Raw genomic sequence first — 20,211 nt, forward strand, 5'->3', positions numbered from 1 at the left:
CCACCCCAGCCCCACTACCCCCGCCGCCCCCACCGGGGCCCCCCCCCCCCCCCCCCCCCGCCCCGGGGGGGCCCGCCCCCCCCCGCCGCCCCCCCCCCCCCCGGCCCGGGGCCCCCCCCACTTCTCGCTTCTCGTCAGACCCGCGGCGAGCCGCCGTCGCTGCGCTCGACGCGGTAGCCCGCGGAGCGCAGGTGCGCGACGAGCTCGTCGCAGTGCTCGGGTCCCTTGGTCTCGACCTGCATGCGCACCCACGCCTCTCCGATCGCGAGGCCCACGTCCGTGCGGTCGTGGTCGATGTGCATGATGTTGCCGCGCTTCGCCGCGATCGCCTCGAGCATGCGCGCCAGCGCGCCGGGACGGTCGTCGAGCAGCACCTGGAGCTGGATGTACCGGCCGGCGGCGGCGAGGCCGTGCCGCACGACCCGCAGCAGCACGAGCGGGTCGACGTTCCCCCCGGACAGCACGACGACGACCGGCCCCTCGACCGGGTCAGCCGCGCCCGCGTCGACGGCGGCCGTCCCCGACAGCAGGGCCGCGACGCCCGTCGCTGCGGCGGGCTCCACGAGCAGCTTGGCGCGCTCGGCGACCATGAGCAGCGAGCGGGAGATCTCCTCCTCGGTCACCGTCCGCACCTCGACGCCGTGGTGCGCGACGATCCCGAACGGCACCGCTCCCGGGGTCCCGACGGCGATGCCGTCGGCCATCGTCCCGGCGAGCCGGACCGTCGTCGGCGCCCCTGCGGCGAGCGAGCCCGGGTAGGCGGCGGCGCGCTCCGCCTGCACGCCGATGACGCGCACGTGCGGCGCGGCCTGGGCGAACGCCGCGGCGAGCCCGGCGACGAGCCCGCCGCCGCCGAGCGGGGCGACGACGGTCCGGACGTCGGGCACCTGCTCGAGGATCTCGAGCGCGATGGTCGCCTGGCCCGCGACGACGTCGGGGTGGTCGAACGGGTGGATGAACACGGCGCCCGTGCGGTCGGCCTCGGCGCGCGCGGCGGCGAGCGTCTCGTCCACGTCGGCGCCGACGAGCCGGACCTCGGCGCCGTACTGGCGCGTCGCCGCGACCTTGGGGAGCGCGGCGTCGACCGGCATGTACACGACGGCCCGGATGCCGAGCAGTCCCGCGGCGAACGCGACGCCCTGGGCGTGGTTGCCCGCGCTCGCCGCGACGACGCCGCGCGCCTTCTCGTCGGCGCTCAGGCGCGCCATGCGCACGTAGGCGCCGCGGACCTTGAACGACCCCGCGCGCTGGAGGTTCTCGCACTTGAGGAGGACCTGGACGCCCGCCGCCTCGCTGATCGCCCGGGTCGTGTGGACCGGCGTGCGGTACGCGACGCCGTCGAGCAGGCGGGCCGCGTCGCGGACGTCGTCGAGCGGGACGGGCACGGGACCCGAGGTCACCGCGCCTCTCCCGGCGTGCCCTCGCCCGGTGCGTCGGCGACGCCCGCGTCCTGCGTCTCGACGACCGCCGAGCCGCCGGCGTCGTGCGCCCGGCGACCGGGGCGGCGGGCGCTCGTGTCGTCGAGGTCGGACTCGGCGCGCGCGATGACGGGCGGCTGCGGGCTGCCGCGCACGACGACGCGGTCGTCGGTGCCGAGCTCGGGGAACTTGTCGTGGCCGTGCAGGTAGAGCACCACCGTGTTGAGCACCGCGGCGATCGGGACAGCGAACAGCGCGCCGACGATGCCCGCGGCGAAGCTGCCCGCCGCGACGACGAGCAGGACGGCGACGGGGTGCAGCGAGACCGCGTGCCCCATGAGGAAGGGCTGGAGGATGTGGCCCTCGATCTGCTGCACGAGCAGCACGATGCCGAGCATGACGAGCGCCTGCACCCAGCCCTGCGCGACGAGCACGACGAGCACCGCGATGGACCCGGTGACGATGGCACCGACGATCGGGATGAACGACCCGACGAAGACGAGGATGCCGAGCGGCAGCGCGAGCGACGGCACGAAGAACGCGGCGCCGACGCCGATGCCGACCGCGTCGACCGCGGCGACGAGGATCTGGGTGCGCGTGTACGCGGCGAGCGTCACGATGCCGCGACGGCCGGCCTGGTGCACGCGGTCGCGGGCGCGCAGCGGGAGCAGCCCCACGACCCACGACCAGATCGAGCGGCCGTCGAGCAGGAAGAAGAACGTGCAGAACAGGGCGATGAGGGCCCCGGCGAGCACGTGGCCGATGGTCGTCGCCGCGCCCAGCGCGCCCGAGACGATCGAGTCCTGGTTCTCGGACACCGCGGTCCCCGCCTGGTCGAGCCAGTGCGAGAGCGTGGTGGAGTCGAGGCCGAGGGGGCCGTCGGCGAGCCAGTTCGTGAACTGCTCGAAGCCCTCGACGGCCTGGTCGCGCAGGTCCTGGAAGCCGCTGACGATCTGCTGCCCCGCGATGGCGATGAGCCCCGCGACCACGACGATCAGCGCGATGAGCGCGGCGCCCGACGCGAGGCCCCGCGACATCCGCAGGTGCCGCCGGAAGAACCGCTGGACCGGCGTGAGGAGCACGGTGAGCAGCAGCGCCACCGCGATCGGCACGACGATCACCTTGAGCTGCGTCACGACCCACAGCCCGGCCGCGATCGCCGCGCCGATGAGCAGCAGGCGCCACGACCACGCGGCGGCCGAGCGCACGGCGTCGGGCACGGCCGCGGCGCCGGGACGCGCGGGAGGAAGCGGGTCGGGGGTGCTGTGCTGGTCCGTCTGCGCGCTCACAGCGCAACCCTAGGGGAGCGGCACCCGCCGCGCGCCCCTGCGCACGGCGAGCCCGCGCGGTGTGCGCAGGATCTCCTCGTCAGGCGAGGGCCTGCCCGAGGTCGGCGAGGAGGTCCTCGACGTCCTCGATGCCGACGGACAGGCGGACGAGGTCGTCGGGGACCTCGAGCGCCGTGCCCGCGACGGAGCCGTGCGTCATGCGGCCGGGGTGCTCGACGAGCGACTCGACCCCGCCCAGCGACTCCGCGAGCGTGAAGACCCGCGTGCGCGCGCACACGTCGAGCGCCTTCGCCTCGCTGCCCACGCGGAACGAGACCATGCCGCCGAACCCGGACATCTGACGCGCGGCGAGCTCGTGGCCCGGGTGCGACGCGAGGCCCGGGTAGATCACCTCGGTCACGGCGGGGTGCGCGTCGAGGAACTCCGCGACGGCGGCCGCGTTCGTCTGGTGGCGGTCCATGCGCACCGCGAGCGTCTTGAGCCCGCGCAGCGTGAGCCACGCGTCGAACGGCCCGGCGACGGCGCCCGACGCGTTCTGGTGGAAGCCCACCGCCCCCGCGACGTCCGTGCCGCCCGCGGGCGACGCGAGCCCGCCGGGCAGCTGCGCGCCCGTCGCCACGACGAGCGCTCCCCCGACGACGTCGCTGTGCCCCCCGACGTACTTCGTCGTCGAGTGCACGACGACGTCCGCCCCCAGCGCGAGCGGCTGCTGGAGGTAGGGGGTCGCGAACGTGTTGTCGACGACGAGCAGCGCCCCGGCGTCGTGCGCGACGCCCGCGAGCGCCGCGACGTCGCTCACGCCGAGCAGCGGGTTCGTCGGGGTCTCGACCCAGACGACGCGCGTCTCGGGGCGCACGGCCGCGCGCACGGCCTCGACGTCCGTGAGGTCGACGGGCGTGTGCTCGACGCCCCAGGGACCGAACACCCGGGCGATGAGGCGGTAGGTGCCGCCGTACGCGTCGTCGGGCACGATCACGTGGTCCCCGGGGCGCACGACGGCGCGCAGCAGCGTGTCCTCGGCGGCGAGGCCGGACGCGAAGGCGAACCCGCGCGCGGCGGGCGAGCCGTCCGCCGTCGGGCGCAGGCCGCCGGACTCCGCAGCCGCGAGCGCCTCCTCCAGGGCGGTGCGCGTCGGGTTCGCGGAGCGCGAGTACTCGTAGCCGCCGCGCAGCCCGCCGACGCCGTCCTGCTTGTACGTCGAGACCTGGTGGATCGGCGGCACGACGGCGCCGGTCGTCGCGTCCGGGTCCTGGCCCGCGTGGATCGCACGCGTGGAGAAGCCGGTGGTGGTCCAGTCGGGGTGCTCGCTCGGGGTGGTCACCCGACCAGCCTAGGCGCACCCCCTGCGCCGAGCAGGTGGTCCTGGTTCGTCCCGCCCACCGGACGGGCCGGCACCGCCTGCTCGGCGGCGGGCGGCGGGCGGGGGTGGGGCGTTCGCGCGCGAGCTCGTCGGCGACGGCCGGCGCCGCGGTGCGCGTCGACGGCGGGTACGTCGACTCGATCGTCCCGTGAGAGGCTCGTGCCGGACGCGCCCACGGCCAGCCGGGTCGCGGCGGCACGTCCCGCGGAACACCGACCGCCCCCGCCGCGTTCTACCCCGTGCCAGGACGATGCGTCGTGGGCCAGCGCCCCGGTCGTCCGGGCACCTCAGGAGGTAAGCGATGAACTCGATCTTCGACGCGATCTTCGGCTCGTCCGGCAAGACGACGATGATCGCCCCCGAGGACGCGCTGCCCGGGCGCCAGTCGCCCGTGCTGCAGGCGCCGCGTCCCCACACCGTGCTCGGCACCTCGATCACCGGCCCGTGGCCCGAGGGCACGCGCGTGCTCTACCTGGCGATGGGCTGCTTCTGGGGCGCCGAGGAGATCTTCTGGCAGGTCCCCGGGGTGGTGAGCACCGCCGTCGGCTACATGGGCGGCACGACGCCGAACCCCACCTACGAGGAAGCGTGCACCGCGCGCACCGGCCACACCGAGACGGCGCTCGTCGCGTACGACCCGACGAAGGTCTCCGAGGAGGAGCTGCTCAAGATCTTCTGGGAGCGCCACGACCCGACGCAGGGCTACCGCCAGGGCAACGACGTCGGCACCCAGTACCGGTCCGCCGTGTACTGGACGACGCCCGAGCAGGAGCAGGCCGTCCGCGAGACGGCGGCGCGCTACTCCGCGGTGCTCGAGGCCAAGGGCTACGACCCCGTGACGACCGAGATGCGCCCCGCCGCGGAGGCCGGGCCGTTCTACTACGCCGAGGACTACCACCAGCAGTACCTCGACAAGAACCCGAACGGCTACCGCTGCCACGCGACCACGGGAGTCCCGTTCCCGAGCGCCGCGTAGCACCCGCCGAGAGGTGAGAAGTGGCCCCTGGTCCCGACGGATCAGGGGCCGCTTCTCGCGTCTCGCCCGCGCGAGTCGGCCCGCGGGCCCCGTCGCCGAGGTGCGGGTCCGCCGGGGTCGCCCGCACGATGGGCCCATGACGATCCCCACCCTCGCGGCGCAGGACGGCACGACGATCCCCGCGATCGGCTTCGGCACCTACCGGCTCCGCGGCGAGGAGGGCGCGGACACGGTCGCGCGCGCGATCGACGCGGGGTACCGGCTGATCGACTCCGCGTCCAGCTACGAGAACGAGGGCGCCGTGGGCGCGGCGGTGCGCCGCTCGGGCGTCGCGCGCGAGGACCTGCTCGTCACGTCGAAGCTGCCCGGGCGCCACCACGCGCACGACGACGCGGTCCGGACGGTCGAGGAGTCGGTGCTGCGCGCGGGCCTGGACCACCTGGACCTCTACCTCGTGCACTGGCCCAACCCGCGCGTGGGCCGGTTCGTCGAGGCGTACGAGGCGCTCGTGGAGTGCCGCGACCGGGGCCTGGTCCGGCACGTCGGGGTCTCGAACTTCCTGCCGGAGCACCTGGACGCGGTGATCGCGGCGACGGGCGTGACGCCGGTCGTGAACCAGGTCGAGCTGCACCCGTACTTCCCGCAGCCGCTCCAGCGCGCGGCCGACGCGGAGCGCGGCGTCGTCACGGAGGCGTGGAGCCCGATCGGTCGCGCGAACGACCTGCTCCGGGACCCGGTCGTCGCGCACGTCGCGGCCGCGCACGACGTCTCCCCCGTCCAGGCGATCCTGCGCTGGCACGTGCAGCTCGGCGTCGTGCCGCTGCCGAAGGCGTCGTCGCCGGAGCGTCAGCGCGAGAACCTCGACGTCTTCTCGTTCGAGCTGACGACGCACGAGATGAACGCGCTCACGGGGCTCGCCCGGGCGGACGGGCGCACGAACGACCAGGACCCGGCGGTCTACGAGGAGCTGTAGCGCCGTCGCAGCCCCCGTCCCGGCGCGGCGGCGCGCGCCACGACCCGCGGGTCGTGGCACCGTGTGCGCGTGACCTCCGCCGCGCTCAGCCCGCTGCCCGACGCCGCCCGACCGCCCTGGGCGGTCGGCTCGCCCCTGCGGCTGCTCGCCGCCGTGCTCGTGTCCGGCTCCGCGGTGCTGCTCTTCGCGGTCCACGCGCGCCCGCTCGGCTACGTGCCGCTCGTCCTCGGGGTCGCGCTCGGCCTCCTCGTGGACCGTCGCCTGGGTCGCGACCTCGCGCTGGTCGGCGTCGGGATGGGGATCATCTCGACGATCTCGCTGAAGGCCGACCTGTCCGACGCCGGCATGGTGCGCTTCGCCGTCGTGCTCTCCCTCGCGGTGCTCGTGCCGTGGGCGCTCTCGCGCTTCGTCTTCCGCGAGGACGCCGTCACGTTCCCCGTCGCGACGGGGCGCCGCTGGACGCGGGGGCAGGTCGTGTACCTCGTCGTGGTGGTCGTGGCGGGCTACCTCATCCTGCCGTTCTACTTCATCGGGTCGGGCGCGTACCTCAACTGGCCGCCGATCACGGGCGGCGCGGAGATCGCGCGCCTGTTCGTCGGCGTCAACGCGGTGGGCATCTGGGACGAGCTGTTCTTCGTGTGCGTCGTCTTCGCGCTGTACCGCGAGCACTTCGGGGTGTGGACGGCGAACCTGCTCCAGGCGACGGTCTTCGTGTCGTTCCTCTGGGAGCTCGGCTACCGCGAGTGGGGCCCGCTGCTCACCGTGCCGTTCGCGCTCGTCCAGGGCTGGATCTTCTCCTGGAGCAAGTCGCTCACCTACGTGGTGGCCGTCCACCTGCTGTTCGACGTCGTGGTGTTCGCCGTGCTCGTGCACGCGCACCACCCGGAGCTGTTCGACGTCTTCGTCACCGCGCCGCGCTGACGGCGCCGTCCACGGGCGGGGTCAGGACGGGCGGGCGAGCAGCACGCGGCCCACCCCGTCGACGCGGCACGCCGCCGCGACGGCCGTCGTGGCGGGACCCGCGAGCACCGTCACCGCCGCCACGACCACGGCGACGCCCACGGCCGCGCCGGCCACGACGTCGTGCGGGAAGTGCACGCCCTGCGCGACGCGGGCCGCCGCGACCGCCACGGCGAGCAGGGCCGGCACGACGACCCACACCGCGACGTCGCGCGTGCGGGAACGGGTCGCGTGCCGCGCGGGCACGGCCCCGGGGACGCGCACGGCCGGTGCGCCGGCGAGGACGACGGCCGTCGCGAGGGCGAACGCGATCGCGGTGTGGTTGCTCGGGAACGACCAGTCGCCCGCGGCGGGGCAGTGCGCGACCTCGACCAGCTCCCAGCAGCCCCGGGGCTGCCGGACGAGCGACTTCACGGCCTCGCTCGCGGCGTAGGCGGCGACGGCGCCCACGCCGGCGACGAGCGTCGTCGCGACCGCGGGCGGGCCGCCCCGCCGCGAGCGCCAGGCCACGAGCGCGCACCACGCGACGAGCACGAGCACACCGCCCTCGGCGACGAGCTCCGTCCCGGGGAGCTCGGCCGTGCGCGCCGCGACGGCGAGGTAGAGGGACTCGCTCGGGCCGCGCAGCATCCGGGCGACGAGGACGACGAGCGCCGCCCCGACGAGCCACGACACCGCCACGAGCGCCTGCCCCGCGAGCCCGGACGACGGCTCGGGCGCTGCAGGTCGGACGAGCGTGCCCTCGCTCTCGTCACGCGTCGGGCCGGGGTCGGGCAGGGTCGTGGTGCGGGACGAATCGGGCGAAGTCATCGGACGAGGGTATGCCGCGTGAACCGCGGGTGAACATCCGCCCCACGGCGGACGTGCGCCGCGGTGCGTCCACCCGGGGCGGTACCTCGCGGCCCCCCGGGGCGACCGGCGGCGACCGACGGCGACTTTCGGCCGCGGCGGGCGGGCCTACCGGCCGGGACCGTCGGCGGAGCCGTCACCGGCGGGGACGTCGTCCGCGGGGACGTAGAACGCCGTCGTGGCGGCGACGCGGGCGGCGACGTCGTCCGCGTCGAGCCCGTCGGCCGCGGCGAGCGCCGCTCCCCACGCCTCGCTGCTCGCGACGTTGAACGCGCGCAGCTCGGGGCTCGCGAGGACGGCCTCGGGGTCGAGCGTCGCGCCGCCGTCGAGGTGCAGCCCGAGGCCGAGCAGCGCCCCGTCCCACCCGACGCCGACGGCCCCGGGCCCGAACTGGTCCCACATCTGCGGCGGCACGACGGCGGTGTGCTCGAGCGTGAGGGTCGTGCCGCCGCCCGGCGCCGGCGCGAGCCGGACCTCGACGACGGACGAGTCCTCCGGCGTCGGCGGGCCCATGACCCAGGTGAGCCGCAGGAGCCGCGGGGCCTCGCACGCGCGGATCTCGCCGCCCGCGTTGCCCTCGACCTGGTAGGTGCCGCCGACCCGGAGGTCGCCCGTCACGGGCCGGAACCAGCGCGGGATGCGCTCGGGGTCGGTGACCGCGTCCCACACGTCCTCGACGTCGGCCGGGTAGGTGCGCTCGATCGTGACGACCCGGGCCGCACCGGCGGGGAGGTCTGCCGACCCGACGGTGCGCCGCGCGGCCTCGAGCTCGGCGATGAAGTCCTTCATGCTGTCCTCCTGGTGGTGTCGGTGGGGCGCTCGTCGTCCTCGTCGGTGCCGGGTGCCGTCGCCCGACGGCGCTCCCGGGCACCCCGGGCGAGCTCGGTCCCGAGCGCGTCCAGCCGCTGCTCCCAGAACCGGCGCAGGCCCGCGGTCCAGTCCTCGACCTCGTCGAGGGCCGTCGGGTCGAGCGCGTAGAGGCGCCGGGTCCCGTCCGGGCGGACCGACGCGAACCCGCTCGTCCGCAGCACGCGCAGGTGCTGCGACACCGCGGGCTGGCTGATGCCGAACTCCTCCCCCACGCGCGCCGCGATCTCGCCGGCGGGCTGCTCGCCGTGCGCGAGGTGCTCGAGGATCCGGCGACGCACCGGGTCGCCGAGGACGTCGAACGCTTCCATGACCTCCATCTTTCAGACATTGCTTATATAAGTCAATACCTATCTTGCGATCGTCCGCGCCATGACCCGCTGCGGACCGGCGCTCCCCCCGTGGTACGCGCCGCGGTCGTCCAGACCCGCGCGGGCGTACGCGCGCCGCCCCGCCGCGTTGCGGTCGTTGACCGTGAGCACGAGCACCGCGTACGGCGTCGTCCGCCCGCGCAGCGCCGCGAGCGCCGCGACCGCGCCGGGAAGCTCGCGCACGACGCGCGACCCGACGCCGCCGCCCTGCGCCGCGACGTCGACGAGGAAGCCCCGGAACAGCACGACGTCGGCCGGGGCGACGTCGTCGAGCAGCGCCGCCACCTCGGCCGGGGCGCCGCCGGGGTGCAGCACGCCGAGCGCGACGGGGTCGCCGCCGGGCGGCCGGGCGAGCAGCAGGTGCCGGCCCGGGTCGGCGTGGGCCGCGGCGACGACGTCGGCCGCGGGCGGCACGAACTCCTCCTGGCCCGGGCCCAGCCGGAGCCGGAGCGCGCCGGCGAGCAGCCGGCCGCGCTCGTCCGGGGGCACCGCGTCGAGCAGCACGAGCTCGACCAGCTCACCCGAGCCGCCCGAGCCGCCCGAGGCGGAGGGCGGGACCGTCACCGCCGCTTCCCGCCCCGACCGCGAGCGCCCCGGCCCTTCGGCGTGCCGCGGCCCTGCGCGCCGCCGCCCCCGCCGCGCCCGCCGCCCGCGCGACCTGCCCCCGTGGCACCGCGTCCAGCGCCCGCTCCCCCGCGGCCCGCACCACCGCGCGCGTCGCGGTCGCGGCGCTCGCGGGCGGGCGCGGCGTCCTCCGGGGGCGTGGCGGCGCGGCGTCCGCGCGAGCTGTTGGCCGTGCGGCCCCGCACGATCCCGACCATCTCCTCGACGAGGTCGTCGTCACGGTCCGCTACCCACGCGAGCGCGACCGGGGCCGACGGCGCCCCGTCCAGGCGGCGGTAGGTGACGTCCTTGCGGTGGTGCAGGCGCGCGAGCGACTGCGGCACGACCGCCACCCCGACGTTCGCGGCGACCAGCACGACGGCGTCGCCCGTCGTGGCGGGCCGCTCCTCGGCCGGTCGCCCCGGCGGCGGCGGCGCGTCGTCCGCGGCCCCGGCCTCGCCCGCCCACGGCACGACGTCGTCGAGCGGCCGCAGCAGCACGTCGTCGGCGAGGTCGTCGAGCGCGACCGGCTCCTCGGGCTCCAGGGCGGCGAGCAGGTGGTCGCGCGACACGAGCACGACCGGCGCCTCCTCGTAGAGGCGGATCGCGCTCAGCACGTCGCGGTCGACGGGCAGGCGCAGGATCGCGGCGTCCGCCTCGTCGTCGCGCAGCGCCCGCTCCGCGTCGGCGGGCTCGACGGCGACGAGGTCCAGCGGCACGTCGGGGAGCCGCTCGCGCCACGTGCGCACCCACCTGGCCGGGGCCGCGCCGGGGACGTACGCGAGCCGGAACCGGCGGCCGGCACCGTCGCCCCCGCCGCCGTCGGTCGTTGCCTCGGGAGCCGTGCCCGCGTCGTCGTCCACCCGGACAGCCTAGGCGCGCGGCCCCGCGCGCTCCCGCCCGGCCTGCGTCGCGCCCCGGCACCAGGCCCGACGCCCGCCCCGCGCCCCACCGCGGGCCGCCGGTGCCCGACCGGCCGACTACCCTGGAGCCCATGACCCCCAAGCAGTCCGCGCAGACCATGAAGCCCGCCACCGCGGCGAAGAAGCTCGGGGTGTACCTGCCCGCCACGCCGCAGGAGTTCCAGGAGGGCACCATCACCCGGGCGCAGCTCGAGGAGATGGAGAAGAACCCGCCGGAGTGGCTCGCCGAGCTGCGCCGCAACGGCCCCCACCCGCGCCCCGTCGTCGCGGGCCGGCTCGGCGTCTCGATCTCCGGTCTCACGCGCGGCGGCCTCACCGAGCCGCTCACCACCGACGAGATCGACGCGCTGCGCCAGGACCCGCCGGAGTGGCTGACGGCCGAGCGCGAGGTGCAGAAGAAGGTCCGCGCCGAGGAGGAGCGGCTCGCCGCCGCGCGCACCAAGAAGGGCTGAGCCGTCCCCGGCGGGCCGTCTCCGCCGGACGACCTCCCGCCGGACGTCCTCCGGCTGGGCCGCCCCGCGCGGGGCGGCAGCCCGATCTGCCTCAGTCCGTGCGCGGGTCGTCCGTCGCGGCGGCCGCGCGGTCGGTGTGGCCGAGCGACAGGTCCGGCGCGACGGCGTCGCGCACCCGGCGCTTGAGGTCCGGGATCTCGGGGAACCCGCCGTCGACGCGGCGGTCCCACAGCAGCACCGGCCCGTCCCCGGCGTCGAGCGTGACCCGGAAGACGCCGTCCGTGCCGGGCACGAGCGCCACCTCGCCCAGCCGGGTGCGGAACGTCTGGAGGAGCTCCTGCGCGACCCACGCCGCGCGCAGCAGCCAGCGGCACTGCGTGCAGTACTCGACCGCCACGCGCGCGGTCCCGCGCGCCTCCGTGGTCGCGTGGGTGCCGGGCTGACCGGCGTCGTCCGTCATGGCGCCCAGCGTACGGGCGGCGGCCCGGCGCGCGGGTGGCCGTCCACCGCCGTCGGGCCGGCTCAGACGCCCCGCTCGGCCGGGAGGCGGCCGCTCGTCACGGCGGCCTCGAGCGCGGCGTGGTCGCCCTCGACGACGTCCGCGTAAGCGCGCGACCACCGCGCGAGGGAATCGTCGAACGCGTCGGAGCGGCCGAGGTAGCCGTGCGCCACGCGCGCGCCCGGGGACTGGCTGTGCGCGCGGGCGAGCACGCGCCCGCACAGCTCCCCGTACCGGACGAACTGCGAGGCCGCGAGCCGGTCCAGCTCGACCGACCCCTTCATGTCGCGGAACTGGCGCCAGTAGAAGTCGACGCGCGGGCGGCCCGTGCGCTCGGGCGCCTCGACGGTCGTCCACCCCAGGAACGGGTCCGACTGCGCCTGGAGGATGCGCTGGGCGGCGACGACCCGGCGGCCCTGCGCGGGCAGGGCCCCGGCGGGCACGAGCCCGGACGGCAGCGCGTCGACCATCCCGCCGTACGTCGCGAGGACCGACGACGTCGCCTCCTTCACCTGCAGCACGAGCGGCTCCCCCGCGGGCCCCTCGAGGAGCACGATGTAGCAGCGCGTCCCGACGCTCCCGACGCCCACGACGCGCAGCACGAAGTCCACGACCGTGAACTGGCTCAGCAGGAGCCGGGCGTCGGCGCGCAGCGGCTCGCGGTACGCCTCGAACAGCGTCGTGAGCTCGTCGACGCTCGCCGTGTCCACGTGCTGGGTGACCGGCGGCTGGTCGACGATCCGCGTGCGGCCGTCGGCGGTCCGGCTCGTGATCTTCCGCACCACCTGCTCCGACGTGCGCCGCCGCGCCTTGCGCACGGTCCGCTCGAGCTCCTCGCGCCCGCCGTCGAGCAGCAGGGGCTCGATGACCGCGGTGTCGACGAGGAACGCGTAGCGCTCCAGGGCGTCGCGCGCGAACGCCTCGGCGAGCGTCTCGCGGTACCCGCGCACCGCGCCGCGCGCGGCGTCCGCGCAGTCGTGCTCGGCCAGGCCCTTGTCCCGCCCGCCCACGTACATGCTCGCCGCGAGGCGCTTGACGTCCCACTCCCACGGGGCGTCCGACGCCTCGTCGAAGTCGTTGAGGTCGAACAGGACCCGCCGCTCGGGCGACGCGAACAGCCCGAAGTTGGAGACGTGCGCGTCCCCGCACGCGACGACGTGGACACCGGTCCGCGGACCGTCGCGCAGGTCGTGGGCCATCACCGCAGCGGTGCCGCGGTAGAAGGCGAAGGGCGACTCGAGCATCCGGCCGATGCGCAGCGGGACGAGGTCCTGCAGCCGGTCGCGGTTCTGCTCCTCGACGATCGCGACCGGGTCGCGCTCCGGCAGCAGCAGGGCGCCCTGCGTGCGGCGCGGCACCCGGTCGCGCAGCGCGCGCCCGACGGCACGGGACTCGGTCAGGGTTCGCGGGACGTCCACGGGTGCCTCCTCGCTCTCCGCAGTCGCACAGTAGCGCTCGCCAGGACGCGCGGCGCGGCGGTCGACGCGGCCCGGGGCGCTCCGGCGTCGGGGAGACTGGGGCGGTGACGACCCTCCCCGACCTCGACGCCCTCCTGGGGCGCCTGCGCACCGACGACGCCGGCCCGGCCCGGGAGGACGCACCGGTCGCCGTCGACCCGGCCGACCGCCTGCTGCTCGACGAGGCGGCGACCCTGCTCGCCGGCGTCGCGCCGGGGGCCGTGGCCGTCGTCGACGACCGGTACGGCGCCCTCACCCTGGGTGCGGCGCTGCTCACCGGGGCAGGACCTGCCGGGGGGCGCGTGCGCGTCCACCAGGACACGTGCACCGCGGAGGCGGCGCTCGACGCGAACGCGCGCGCGGTGGGGATGGGGGCGACGTACGACCGCCAGGGTCTGGGCCCTGGGCTGCTGGCCGGGGCACGGGTCGTGCTGCTGCGGCTCCCCCGCGGCCTCGCGGCGCTGCGCGACGTCGCGGAGCACGTCGCGCGGGAGGCCGGGCCGGACGTCGTGCTCCTCGGGACCGCGCGGGTCAAGCACATGACGCGCGCGATGAACGACGTCCTCGCCGAGTCGTTCGGCGAGGTACGCGCGAGCCTTGCCCGGGGCAAGTCCCGCGTGCTCGTCGCGTCGGCACCCCGGCCGGGGCGCCCGCCGACCTACCCGGTCGTCACCGACCTGGCCGACGTCGGCCTGCGGGTCGCGGCGTTCGGCGCCGCCTTCGCGGGCGCGGGCCTGGACCTCGGCACGCGGTTCCTGCTGGACCGGCTCGGCGCCGACGACGGACCGACCCCCGTCGCGCAGGGCGCGCCGCCGCGCGACGTCGTCGACCTCGGGTGCGGGACGGGCCTGCTCGCCGCGTGGGCGGCCCGGCGCTGGCCCGAGGCGCGCGTGGTGGCCGCGGACCGCTCGGACGCCGCCGTCCGCTCGACGGCGCTCACCGCGCGCGAGAACGGCGTCGCCGACCGGGTGCGCACGGTGCGCGACGACGCAGGCGCGACCCTCGCGGACGCGAGCGCCGACGTCGCGCTGCTCAACCCGCCGTTCCACGACGGCGCCGCCGTGCGCACCGACGCGGCGCACCGCATGTTCGTGACCGCGGGGCGGGTGCTGCGACCGGGCGGGGAGCTGTGGTGCGTGTGGAACTCGCACCTGCGGTACCGCCGGGCGCTCGAGCGCGCGGTCGGCCCGACGGCGCAGGTCGCGCGCGACCCGCGCTTCACCGTGACGCGGTCCGTGCGGCGCTGAACGTCGGGTGCCCGTCGTCGGCGAACGCCGACGACGGGCACCCGGCGCTCACGACGTCACTGGACGTCGACGACGTCGACCACGAAGACGAGCGTGTCCGTGCCGCCGATGCCGGCCTGCGGCACGCCGCGCTGGCCGTAGCCGTGCTCCGGCGGGATCGAGAGCAGCACGCGGGACCCGACGTTCTGGCCCACGAGGCCCTTGTCCCAGCCGCCGATGACGGCGCCGACGCCGATGGGGAAGGCGATCGTGTCGCCGCGGTCGTAGGAGTTGTCGAAGACGTGCCCGCCCCAGGTCTGGCCGAGGTAGTGCACGACGATGTTGCGCCCCGACGTGACGGCCGGGCCGTCGCCCTCGGTGAGCACGACCACCTGCAGACCGCTGGGCGCGTCCGTCTCGGGGAAGGTGAGCGTCGGCTTCTCGCCGAAGGATCCCGAGGCGGTGGGGAGGGTGGGCTGGTCGGTCACGAGGGTGCCTCTCGTCGGGTGCAGGGAGACCCGCGCGGGCGCGGGTCTCCTTACCCTACGCGGCGCGCGCCGACCGGGCCGGGCGCACCGACCCGGGACTCTTGCCACGGTTGGCTAATGCCATTAGCCTTGGGGCTATGAACACGAGCCAGCACCCGACCGTGCGCCACCTCGCCCGCGCCGAGGGGCGCCTCGCCTACACCGACCAGGGCTCCGGCCCGCTCGTCGTCGCCGCGCCCGGCATGGGCGACCTGCGCGCCACCTATAACGACGTCGTCCCCCACCTCCTCGCCGCGGGCCACCGCGTGGTCGTCATGGACCTGCGCGGCCACGGCGACAGCGACACCACCTTCGCGACGCACGGCGACGAGGCGACCGCGTCCGACTACGTCGCGCTCGTCGAGCACCTCGCCGCCGGCCCGGCCGTCCTGCTGGGCAGCTCCATGGCGGCGTCGGCCGCCGTGGTCGCCGCGGCCCGGCGCCCCGACCTCGTGCGCGGCCTCGTCCTCCTCGACGGGTTCCTGCGCGAGCCGTCGTCGCCCGCGAGGCTCCGGGCGATGCGCGTGCTCTACCGTGTCGCGCTCGCACGACCGTGGGGTGCGGCCTTCTGGGCCTCGTTCTACGGCTCGCTGAACAAGGGCCGCACCCCCGCGCGCCTCGCCGCGCACCAGGCCGCGATCCGCGCCAACCTCTCCGAGCCGGGGCGCCTGCGCTCGTTCCGGGACCTCACCCTCCAGCTCGACCACCGCGTCGTCGAGCCGCGCGTCGCCCAGGTCGAGGCGCCCGTGCTCGCGGTCTACGGCGCGCTCGACCCCGACTACGCCGACCCGGCCGCCGAGGCAGCCTGGGCCGCGCAGTCGCTCGGCGCGACCACGCTCCTGCTGCCCGACGTCGGCCACTACCCCCAGCTCCAGGCGCCCGAGGAGGTCGTGGCCGCGACCCTCGACTTCCTCTCCGGGCTGCCCGACGGCGAGGCGCGCCCGGGCGCCGAGCGGTCGGAGGACGCTCGTGGCTAGGGCCGGGCTGTCCCACGACGCCGTCGTCGGCATCGCGCTCGACCTCGTCGACGCCGGCGGCCCGACGGGCTTCGCCGACCTCACGCTCGCGAAGGTCGCCGCGCAGGCGGGCGTCGCCACGCCGAGCCTCTACAAGCACGTCGGCTCGCTCGCGGCGCTGCGCCGCGAGGTCGCCGTCCTCTCCGTCGAGGACTACACGCGCGCCCTCACGGACGCGACGGTCGGCCTCGCCGGGCCCGACGCCGTCGCCGCCCTCGCGCACGCGACCCGGCAGTACGCCCGGGCGCACCCCGGCCGGTACGCGGCCGTGCAGGTCGCCCCCGACCCGGACGACCCCGCGGACGCCGCGCTGTCGGCGGCCGCGGGGCGCAGCGTCCAGGTCGTCGCCGCGGTGCTGCGCGGGTTCGACCTCCCCGAGGACCGCACGGTGGACGCCGTCCGGTCCGTGCGCGCGAGCCTGCACGGCTTCGTCGCGCTCGAGCTCGGCGGCGGCTACCGCCTGCCCGACGACCTCGACCGCAGCTTCGACCTGCACGTCGGCGCGCTCCTCGCCGGGCTGGCGTCGCTCGCCCGTCCGCCCGCCGGAACCTGAGACGAGCGCCGGCCCGCCGGGGATCAGCGCGCGGCGACGAACCCCAGGAGGTCGTGCCGCGTGAGGACGCCGACCGGGTCGCCGTCCTCGACGACGAGCAGCGCGTCGGCGTCGTGCAGCGCGGCGCGCACCGCCTCGACACCCTCGCCCGCGCCGATGAGCGGGAAGCGGGGCTCCATGTGCTGGTCCACGCGGTCGGCGAGGGACGCGCGGCCGGAGAAGACGGCGTCGAGCAGCGCACGCTCGCTCACCGACCCGGCCACCTCACCGCTCTTCACGGGCGGCTCGGCGCCGACGACGGGCATCTGCGACACCCCGTACTCGCGCAGGATCTCGATCGCGTCGCGGACCGTCTCGCTGGGGTGCGTGTGCACGAGGTCGGGCAGGCGGCCGTCCTTCGCGCGCAGCACGTCGCCCGCGGTCACGCCCTCCTCGTCGGGCAAGAACCCGTAGGACCGCATCCACGCGTCGTTGAAGATCTTCGACAGGTAGCCGCGGCCGCTGTCCGGCAGCAGGACCACGATCACGGCCTTCGCTGCGGCGACCGGGTCCTCCTCCTCGAGCCGGCGCGCGAGGCGCAGCGTCGCCTCGACCGCCATGCCGCACGACCCGCCGACGAGCAGCCCCTCCTCGCGCGCGAGGCGGCGCGTCATCGCGAACGAGTCCGCGTCGGTGACCGGGATGACCTCGTCCGGGACGGCCGGGTCGTACGCGGCGGGCCAGAAGTCCTCGCCCACGCCCTCGACGAGGTAGGGGCGCCCGTCGCCGCCCGAGTAGACGGAGCCCGCCGGGTCGGCTCCGACGACGCGCACGCGCCCGCCGTCGGACTCCGCGCGGTCCGCCGAGACCTCCTTGAGGTACCGGCCAGTGCCCGTGATCGTGCCGCCGGTGCCGACCCCGGCGACGAAGTGCGTCACGCGGCCGTCGGTGTCGGCCCAGACCTCGGGGCCCGTGGACTCGTAGTGCGACGCCGGGCCGTTCGGGTTCGCGTACTGGTTCGGCTTCCACGCGCCCGGGATCTCGCGGACCAGCCGGTCGGAGACCGAGTAGTAGGAGTCCGGGTGGTCGGGGGCCACAGCGGTCGGCGTCACGACGACGCGCGCGCCGTACGCGCGCAGCACGTCGCGCTTGTCCTGGCTCACCTTGTCGGGGCAGACGAAGACGCAGTCGTACCCCTTGCGCTGCGCGACGAGCGCGAGGCCGACGCCCGTGTTGCCCGACGTGGGCTCCACGATCGTGCCGCCCGGCCGGAGCTCGCCCGACACCTCCGCGGCCTCGACCATCTTCAGCGCGATGCGGTCCTTGACGGAGCCGCCGGGGTTCACGTACTCGACCTTGGCGAGGATCGTCGCGCTGAGGCCTTCGGTGACACGGGACAGCCGGACGAGCGGGGTACCGCCGACGAGCTCGGACACGTGCTCTGCGTATCTCATGCCCCGATCATCCCCGATCCGGGGCTGCGCGCGTGCCCGTCCGAGCTCGGCCCGCACGGGCGCCGGGAACGCCGATGGCTCGCGGCGGGAATTCCCGTACGGTGTAGAACGTTGAGGACCCCGACATCCCCGACCGAGAGGTGACCCGTGCCCGAGCCCACGACCGCCGCCACCCGCCCCGCGTCCACCGCGGCGGACACCGCGCCGCCCGCGCTCCCCCCGCTGCCCGACGTCGCCGCCCAGGCCGAGCGCCTCGTCGCGCTCGGCGCCCACGACGTCGCGGGTCTCCCGGAGGACGCGTTCCGCGCCGCGGCGGCCGACCTCGCGGCGACCGCGCCCGCGGGCGCGCTGCTCGTCGTCGACCCGGCGCTCGCGCCGCCGTCGGCCCTCGCTCCCCTGCTGCGGCTCCCGACGAAGGACGGCGAGAAGGAGGGGTTCGTGGTCGTCGACATGACGGACGTCGACCGCTTCGCGCCGATCGAGGGGATCGTCGTGCCGCCCGGGCCGCTCTCGCTCGTGACGGGCGTCGACCGCGGCGACGACCTGGCGAGCTGGTCCCCGGACGAGGCGCTGCCGGAGCTCACCGCCCGCGGCCGGACGCCGCTCCTGCTGCACGAGGGCATCCACTGGGCGCTCCAGGCCCCGGACGTCCTCGCGCGCAACCACTGCTACATGACGGTCGGCTCGCGCCTGCGCAAGCCCGACGGCCGCCTCGACACCCGCACCCCCGCGCTCTGGATCTCGAACGGCACGGGACGCGACGGGCGGGAGCGCCGCGGCGCCCCGAAGGTCGGCTGGTGCTGGGCGGGCAACCGCCACACGTGGCTCGGCTTCGCCTCGGCCACGGGCCGCCTCCCCGCCTGACCCCCTACCCGCTGAGTGCGGGAGAGAGTCGCGGCACAGACGTCCGGCCGCGACTGTCTCCCGCACTCACGGGGTGGGGTGGGTGGCCCGTCAGCCGACGAGGCCCAGGATCGCGACGAGCACCACGACGACGCCGAGCACGACGACGAGCAGCGGGCGGTCCGAGGCCTCGGTCGCCACGAGGCGGCCGAGACCCGCGCCGACCGCGGCCGTGACCCCGACGACGGCGGCCGCGCCCGCGACGAGCGCGCCCCCGCCGCCTGCGCCGGCGTCGGCGAGCTGCCGGGCGATCCCGCCCGCGAGCAACGACCCCCAGAGCGCGCCCGCGACGAGCCCCAGCCCGGCGAACACGAGTACGGCCCGGCGCTCCGTGGCGTCGCGCGTGATCCGGGTGCCGAGCCACGCGACGGCGGCACCCGCCGTCGGGACGCTGAGCAGGATGAGGAGCGCCGCGAACGAGAGCCACGCGGGCGGCGCGCCCGAGACGACCATGTAGAGGACCTGGACGCCGAGCATCGCCGCTGCCGCGACGACGAGCCCGGCCAGAAACACCGGCACCCGCGGCGGGAGGTCCGCCGCGGGTGCCGGTTCACGGGTGCTGCGCGCCACCGTCAGTCGCTGCTCTGCAGGATCGCGAAGAGGCGCAGGAACTCGAGGTAGAGCCAGATCAGCGTGACCATGAGGCCGAACGCGGCCGACCACGCGAACTTGGCGGGGACGCCGGCCTCGACGCCACGCTTGATCGAGTCGAAGTCGACGATGAGCGACGCGGCGGCCAGGCCGACCGCGATGAGCCCGACGACGATGCCGATCGTGCCGCCGCGCATGCCCCAGCCGTCGAGGACGCCGAAGAGCACTAGGACGACGTTGACGAGCGAGAACGCGAGGTACCCGACCATCGCGATGAGCAGCCAGCGCGTGAACTTCGGGGTGACGCGCACCTTGCCGGAGCGGAACAGGAACAGCGCGGCCGCGAAGGTCGCGACCGTCGCGAGGACCGCCTGGAAGACGATGTCCGTGAGGTTCCCGCCGTTGCCGACGGTCATGGTGCCGAACGCGAGGCTGATGCCACCGAGGAACAGGCCCTGGGCCACGGTGTAGGCGATGATCAGGGCCGGGCTGGGGTTGCGCTTGAACGCGTTGACCAGGCCGAGCACCAGACCGGCGACGGCGCCCAGCAGGTAGAGGAACGGCATCTGCGGCGTGAGGTACCACGACGCCGCCCCGACGACGACGAGCAGCGCGAGCAGGCCGCCCGTCTTCATGATCACGTCGTCGTACGTGAGGCGCTTGGTGTCCGCCGTGGTCGCCGACGGTGCGCTGTACATCGCGTCGAGCTGCGCCGCGTCCGCGGTCTGGGCGCCGTAGGCACCCCACTGCGCGCCCTGCTGGGGCGTGCCGTACGCGGGGCCCTGGCCCTGCGCGGGCGGGCTCCCGTAGGCGGGTGCGGCCTGCGTGGCCGCCCCACCGCGCCGGTTCTTCGGCTCGCCGAAGACCGCGCTGTTGTTGAAGACGGGGTTGCTCATGAGCTCCTCCTGGTCGCGGCGTCCACTACCTCTCAGCGGGCCTCGTCATCGGCGTCTCGCCTCGAGTCG

22 protein-coding genes are annotated in these 20,211 nt (G+C 76.0%); 8 read left to right on the forward strand and 14 right to left on the reverse strand.

All coding sequences use genetic code 11. The features are described from left to right. Positions 1–134: 134 nt before the first annotated feature. The 3 genes from ilvA to ABIE39_RS12430 all read right to left on the reverse strand — a co-directional run bounded on the left by ilvA (position 135) and on the right by ABIE39_RS12430 (position 4,028). Entirely contained in the window at positions 135–1,400 is a 1,266-nt protein-coding gene (ilvA, locus tag ABIE39_RS12420) for a threonine ammonia-lyase (RefSeq protein ID WP_175009078.1), read from the reverse strand. Beyond that, positions 1,397–2,707, reverse strand: coding sequence for an AI-2E family transporter (locus tag ABIE39_RS12425; RefSeq protein ID WP_175009077.1), 1,311 nt, complete (start codon positions 2,705–2,707; stop codon positions 1,397–1,399). The genes ilvA and ABIE39_RS12425 overlap by 4 nt, the downstream gene beginning before the upstream one ends. Positions 2,708–2,786: 79 nt before the next feature. Beyond that, entirely contained in the window at positions 2,787–4,028 is a 1,242-nt protein-coding gene (locus tag ABIE39_RS12430) for a cystathionine gamma-synthase (RefSeq protein ID WP_354051970.1), read from the reverse strand. Between the two features lie 340 nt (positions 4,029–4,368). On the opposite strand from ABIE39_RS12430, the gene msrA reads away from it, so the two are divergent. From msrA to ABIE39_RS12445, 3 genes are all read left to right on the forward strand, one after another. Then, positions 4,369–5,043 carry a peptide-methionine (S)-S-oxide reductase MsrA gene (msrA, locus tag ABIE39_RS12435; protein ID WP_021479764.1) on the forward strand — a complete coding sequence of 225 codons (675 nt, stop codon included), beginning with the start codon at positions 4,369–4,371 and terminating at the stop codon, positions 5,041–5,043. A 136-nt stretch (positions 5,044–5,179) separates the two neighbouring features. Then, positions 5,180–6,016 (forward strand): aldo/keto reductase, encoded by an 837-nt coding sequence (locus ABIE39_RS12440; protein WP_354051972.1) that lies wholly within the window; start codon positions 5,180–5,182, stop codon positions 6,014–6,016. A gap of 93 nt (positions 6,017–6,109) precedes the next feature. Further along, complete coding sequence (locus ABIE39_RS12445) at positions 6,110–6,937, forward strand: CPBP family intramembrane glutamic endopeptidase (RefSeq protein WP_034653394.1); 828 nt, start codon at positions 6,110–6,112, stop codon at positions 6,935–6,937. Between the two features lie 21 nt (positions 6,938–6,958). Here ABIE39_RS12445 and ABIE39_RS12450 read toward each other — a convergent pair whose 3' ends face one another. The 5 genes from ABIE39_RS12450 to ABIE39_RS12470 form a co-directional block, all read right to left on the reverse strand. Beyond that, positions 6,959–7,786: a phosphatase PAP2 family protein gene (locus ABIE39_RS12450; protein WP_354051974.1), complete on the reverse strand. Its 828-nt coding sequence runs from the start codon at positions 7,784–7,786 to the stop codon at positions 6,959–6,961. Between the two features lie 147 nt (positions 7,787–7,933). Continuing rightward, positions 7,934–8,614 (reverse strand): SRPBCC family protein, encoded by a 681-nt coding sequence (locus ABIE39_RS12455; protein ID WP_354051976.1) that lies wholly within the window; start codon positions 8,612–8,614, stop codon positions 7,934–7,936. Continuing rightward, positions 8,611–9,003 carry an ArsR/SmtB family transcription factor gene (locus ABIE39_RS12460; protein WP_186810444.1) on the reverse strand — a complete coding sequence of 131 codons (393 nt, stop codon included), beginning with the start codon at positions 9,001–9,003 and terminating at the stop codon, positions 8,611–8,613. Before ABIE39_RS12460 ends, ABIE39_RS12455 begins: the two co-directional genes overlap by 4 nt. 39 nt (positions 9,004–9,042) lie before the next feature. Continuing rightward, a complete protein-coding gene (locus ABIE39_RS12465) occupies positions 9,043–9,627 on the reverse strand; it encodes a hypothetical protein (protein WP_354051978.1) in 585 nt (194 codons plus the stop codon). Then, positions 9,624–10,529 (reverse strand): substrate-binding domain-containing protein, encoded by a 906-nt coding sequence (locus ABIE39_RS12470; protein WP_354051980.1) that lies wholly within the window; start codon positions 10,527–10,529, stop codon positions 9,624–9,626. The genes ABIE39_RS12465 and ABIE39_RS12470 overlap by 4 nt, the downstream gene beginning before the upstream one ends. Before the next feature lie 131 nt (positions 10,530–10,660). On the opposite strand from ABIE39_RS12470, the gene ABIE39_RS12475 reads away from it, so the two are divergent. After that, positions 10,661–11,041, forward strand: coding sequence for a DUF5997 family protein (locus ABIE39_RS12475; RefSeq protein ID WP_209829513.1), 381 nt, complete (start codon positions 10,661–10,663; stop codon positions 11,039–11,041). Between the two features lie 91 nt (positions 11,042–11,132). Here the strand turns inward: ABIE39_RS12475 and ABIE39_RS12480 are convergent, their stop codons facing one another. Both ABIE39_RS12480 and ABIE39_RS12485 read right to left on the reverse strand, forming a co-directional pair. Beyond that, on the reverse strand, positions 11,133–11,501 hold the full coding sequence (locus ABIE39_RS12480) for a SelT/SelW/SelH family protein (protein WP_175009070.1): 369 nt from the start codon (positions 11,499–11,501) through the stop codon (positions 11,133–11,135). 62 nt (positions 11,502–11,563) lie between these two features. After that, positions 11,564–12,958, reverse strand: coding sequence for a DUF2252 domain-containing protein (locus ABIE39_RS12485; RefSeq protein ID WP_354051982.1), 1,395 nt, complete (start codon positions 12,956–12,958; stop codon positions 11,564–11,566). Between the two features lie 104 nt (positions 12,959–13,062). Between ABIE39_RS12485 and ABIE39_RS12490 the strand changes: the two genes are divergently transcribed. Further along, on the forward strand, positions 13,063–14,244 hold the full coding sequence (locus tag ABIE39_RS12490) for a class I SAM-dependent methyltransferase (RefSeq protein ID WP_354051984.1): 1,182 nt from the start codon (positions 13,063–13,065) through the stop codon (positions 14,242–14,244). A gap of 56 nt (positions 14,245–14,300) precedes the next feature. Here ABIE39_RS12490 and ABIE39_RS12495 read toward each other — a convergent pair whose 3' ends face one another. Then, positions 14,301–14,711: an FKBP-type peptidyl-prolyl cis-trans isomerase gene (locus ABIE39_RS12495; RefSeq protein WP_009864026.1), complete on the reverse strand. Its 411-nt coding sequence runs from the start codon at positions 14,709–14,711 to the stop codon at positions 14,301–14,303. Positions 14,712–14,848: 137 nt separating this feature from the next. On the opposite strand from ABIE39_RS12495, the gene ABIE39_RS12500 reads away from it, so the two are divergent. Both ABIE39_RS12500 and ABIE39_RS12505 read left to right on the forward strand, forming a co-directional pair. Further along, positions 14,849–15,727, forward strand: coding sequence for an alpha/beta fold hydrolase (locus tag ABIE39_RS12500; RefSeq protein WP_175009066.1), 879 nt, complete (start codon positions 14,849–14,851; stop codon positions 15,725–15,727). Beyond that, positions 15,720–16,319, forward strand: coding sequence for a TetR/AcrR family transcriptional regulator (locus ABIE39_RS12505; protein WP_209829510.1), 600 nt, complete (start codon positions 15,720–15,722; stop codon positions 16,317–16,319). Before ABIE39_RS12500 ends, ABIE39_RS12505 begins: the two co-directional genes overlap by 8 nt. A 23-nt stretch (positions 16,320–16,342) precedes the next feature. On the opposite strand, the gene ABIE39_RS12510 is transcribed toward ABIE39_RS12505, so the two are convergent. Beyond that, positions 16,343–17,752, reverse strand: coding sequence for a cystathionine beta-synthase (locus ABIE39_RS12510; RefSeq protein ID WP_354051987.1), 1,410 nt, complete (start codon positions 17,750–17,752; stop codon positions 16,343–16,345). A gap of 147 nt (positions 17,753–17,899) precedes the next feature. Between ABIE39_RS12510 and ABIE39_RS12515 the strand changes: the two genes are divergently transcribed. After that, a complete protein-coding gene (locus ABIE39_RS12515; RefSeq protein ID WP_209829509.1) occupies positions 17,900–18,616 on the forward strand; it encodes a DUF5701 family protein in 717 nt (238 codons plus the stop codon). A gap of 90 nt (positions 18,617–18,706) precedes the next feature. Here the strand turns inward: ABIE39_RS12515 and ABIE39_RS12520 are convergent, their stop codons facing one another. Next, complete coding sequence (locus ABIE39_RS12520; protein WP_354051989.1) at positions 18,707–19,225, reverse strand: hypothetical protein; 519 nt, start codon at positions 19,223–19,225, stop codon at positions 18,707–18,709. A gap of 2 nt (positions 19,226–19,227) precedes the next feature. Next, positions 19,228–20,142: a Bax inhibitor-1/YccA family protein gene (locus ABIE39_RS12525; protein WP_108047835.1), complete on the reverse strand. Its 915-nt coding sequence runs from the start codon at positions 20,140–20,142 to the stop codon at positions 19,228–19,230. Positions 20,143–20,211 lie beyond the last annotated feature (69 nt).

Source organism: Cellulosimicrobium sp. 4261 (assembly GCF_040546915.1).
Lineage (GTDB): Bacteria > Actinomycetota > Actinomycetes > Actinomycetales > Cellulomonadaceae > Cellulosimicrobium > Cellulosimicrobium cinnabarinum.

Excerpts from the sequence above, each read along its gene's own strand:
- ABIE39_RS12510 (WP_354051987.1), bottom strand. The coding sequence starts at position 17,752 with ATGAGATACGCAGAGCACGTGTCCGAGCTCGTCGGCGGTACCCCGCTC.
- ABIE39_RS12460 (WP_186810444.1), bottom strand. The coding sequence starts at position 9,003 with ATGGAAGCGTTCGACGTCCTCGGCGACCCGGTGCGTCGCCGGATCCTC.
- ABIE39_RS12440 (WP_354051972.1), top strand. The coding sequence starts at position 5,180 with ATGACGATCCCCACCCTCGCGGCGCAGGACGGCACGACGATCCCCGCG.
- msrA (WP_021479764.1), top strand. The coding sequence starts at position 4,369 with ATGAACTCGATCTTCGACGCGATCTTCGGCTCGTCCGGCAAGACGACG.
- ABIE39_RS12525 (WP_108047835.1), bottom strand. The coding sequence starts at position 20,142 with ATGAGCAACCCCGTCTTCAACAACAGCGCGGTCTTCGGCGAGCCGAAG.
- ABIE39_RS12455 (WP_354051976.1), bottom strand. The coding sequence starts at position 8,614 with ATGAAGGACTTCATCGCCGAGCTCGAGGCCGCGCGGCGCACCGTCGGG.
- ABIE39_RS12450 (WP_354051974.1), bottom strand. The coding sequence starts at position 7,786 with ATGACTTCGCCCGATTCGTCCCGCACCACGACCCTGCCCGACCCCGGC.
- ABIE39_RS12480 (WP_175009070.1), bottom strand. The coding sequence starts at position 11,501 with ATGACGGACGACGCCGGTCAGCCCGGCACCCACGCGACCACGGAGGCG.
- ABIE39_RS12500 (WP_175009066.1), top strand. The coding sequence starts at position 14,849 with ATGAACACGAGCCAGCACCCGACCGTGCGCCACCTCGCCCGCGCCGAG.
- ABIE39_RS12475 (WP_209829513.1), top strand. The coding sequence starts at position 10,661 with ATGACCCCCAAGCAGTCCGCGCAGACCATGAAGCCCGCCACCGCGGCG.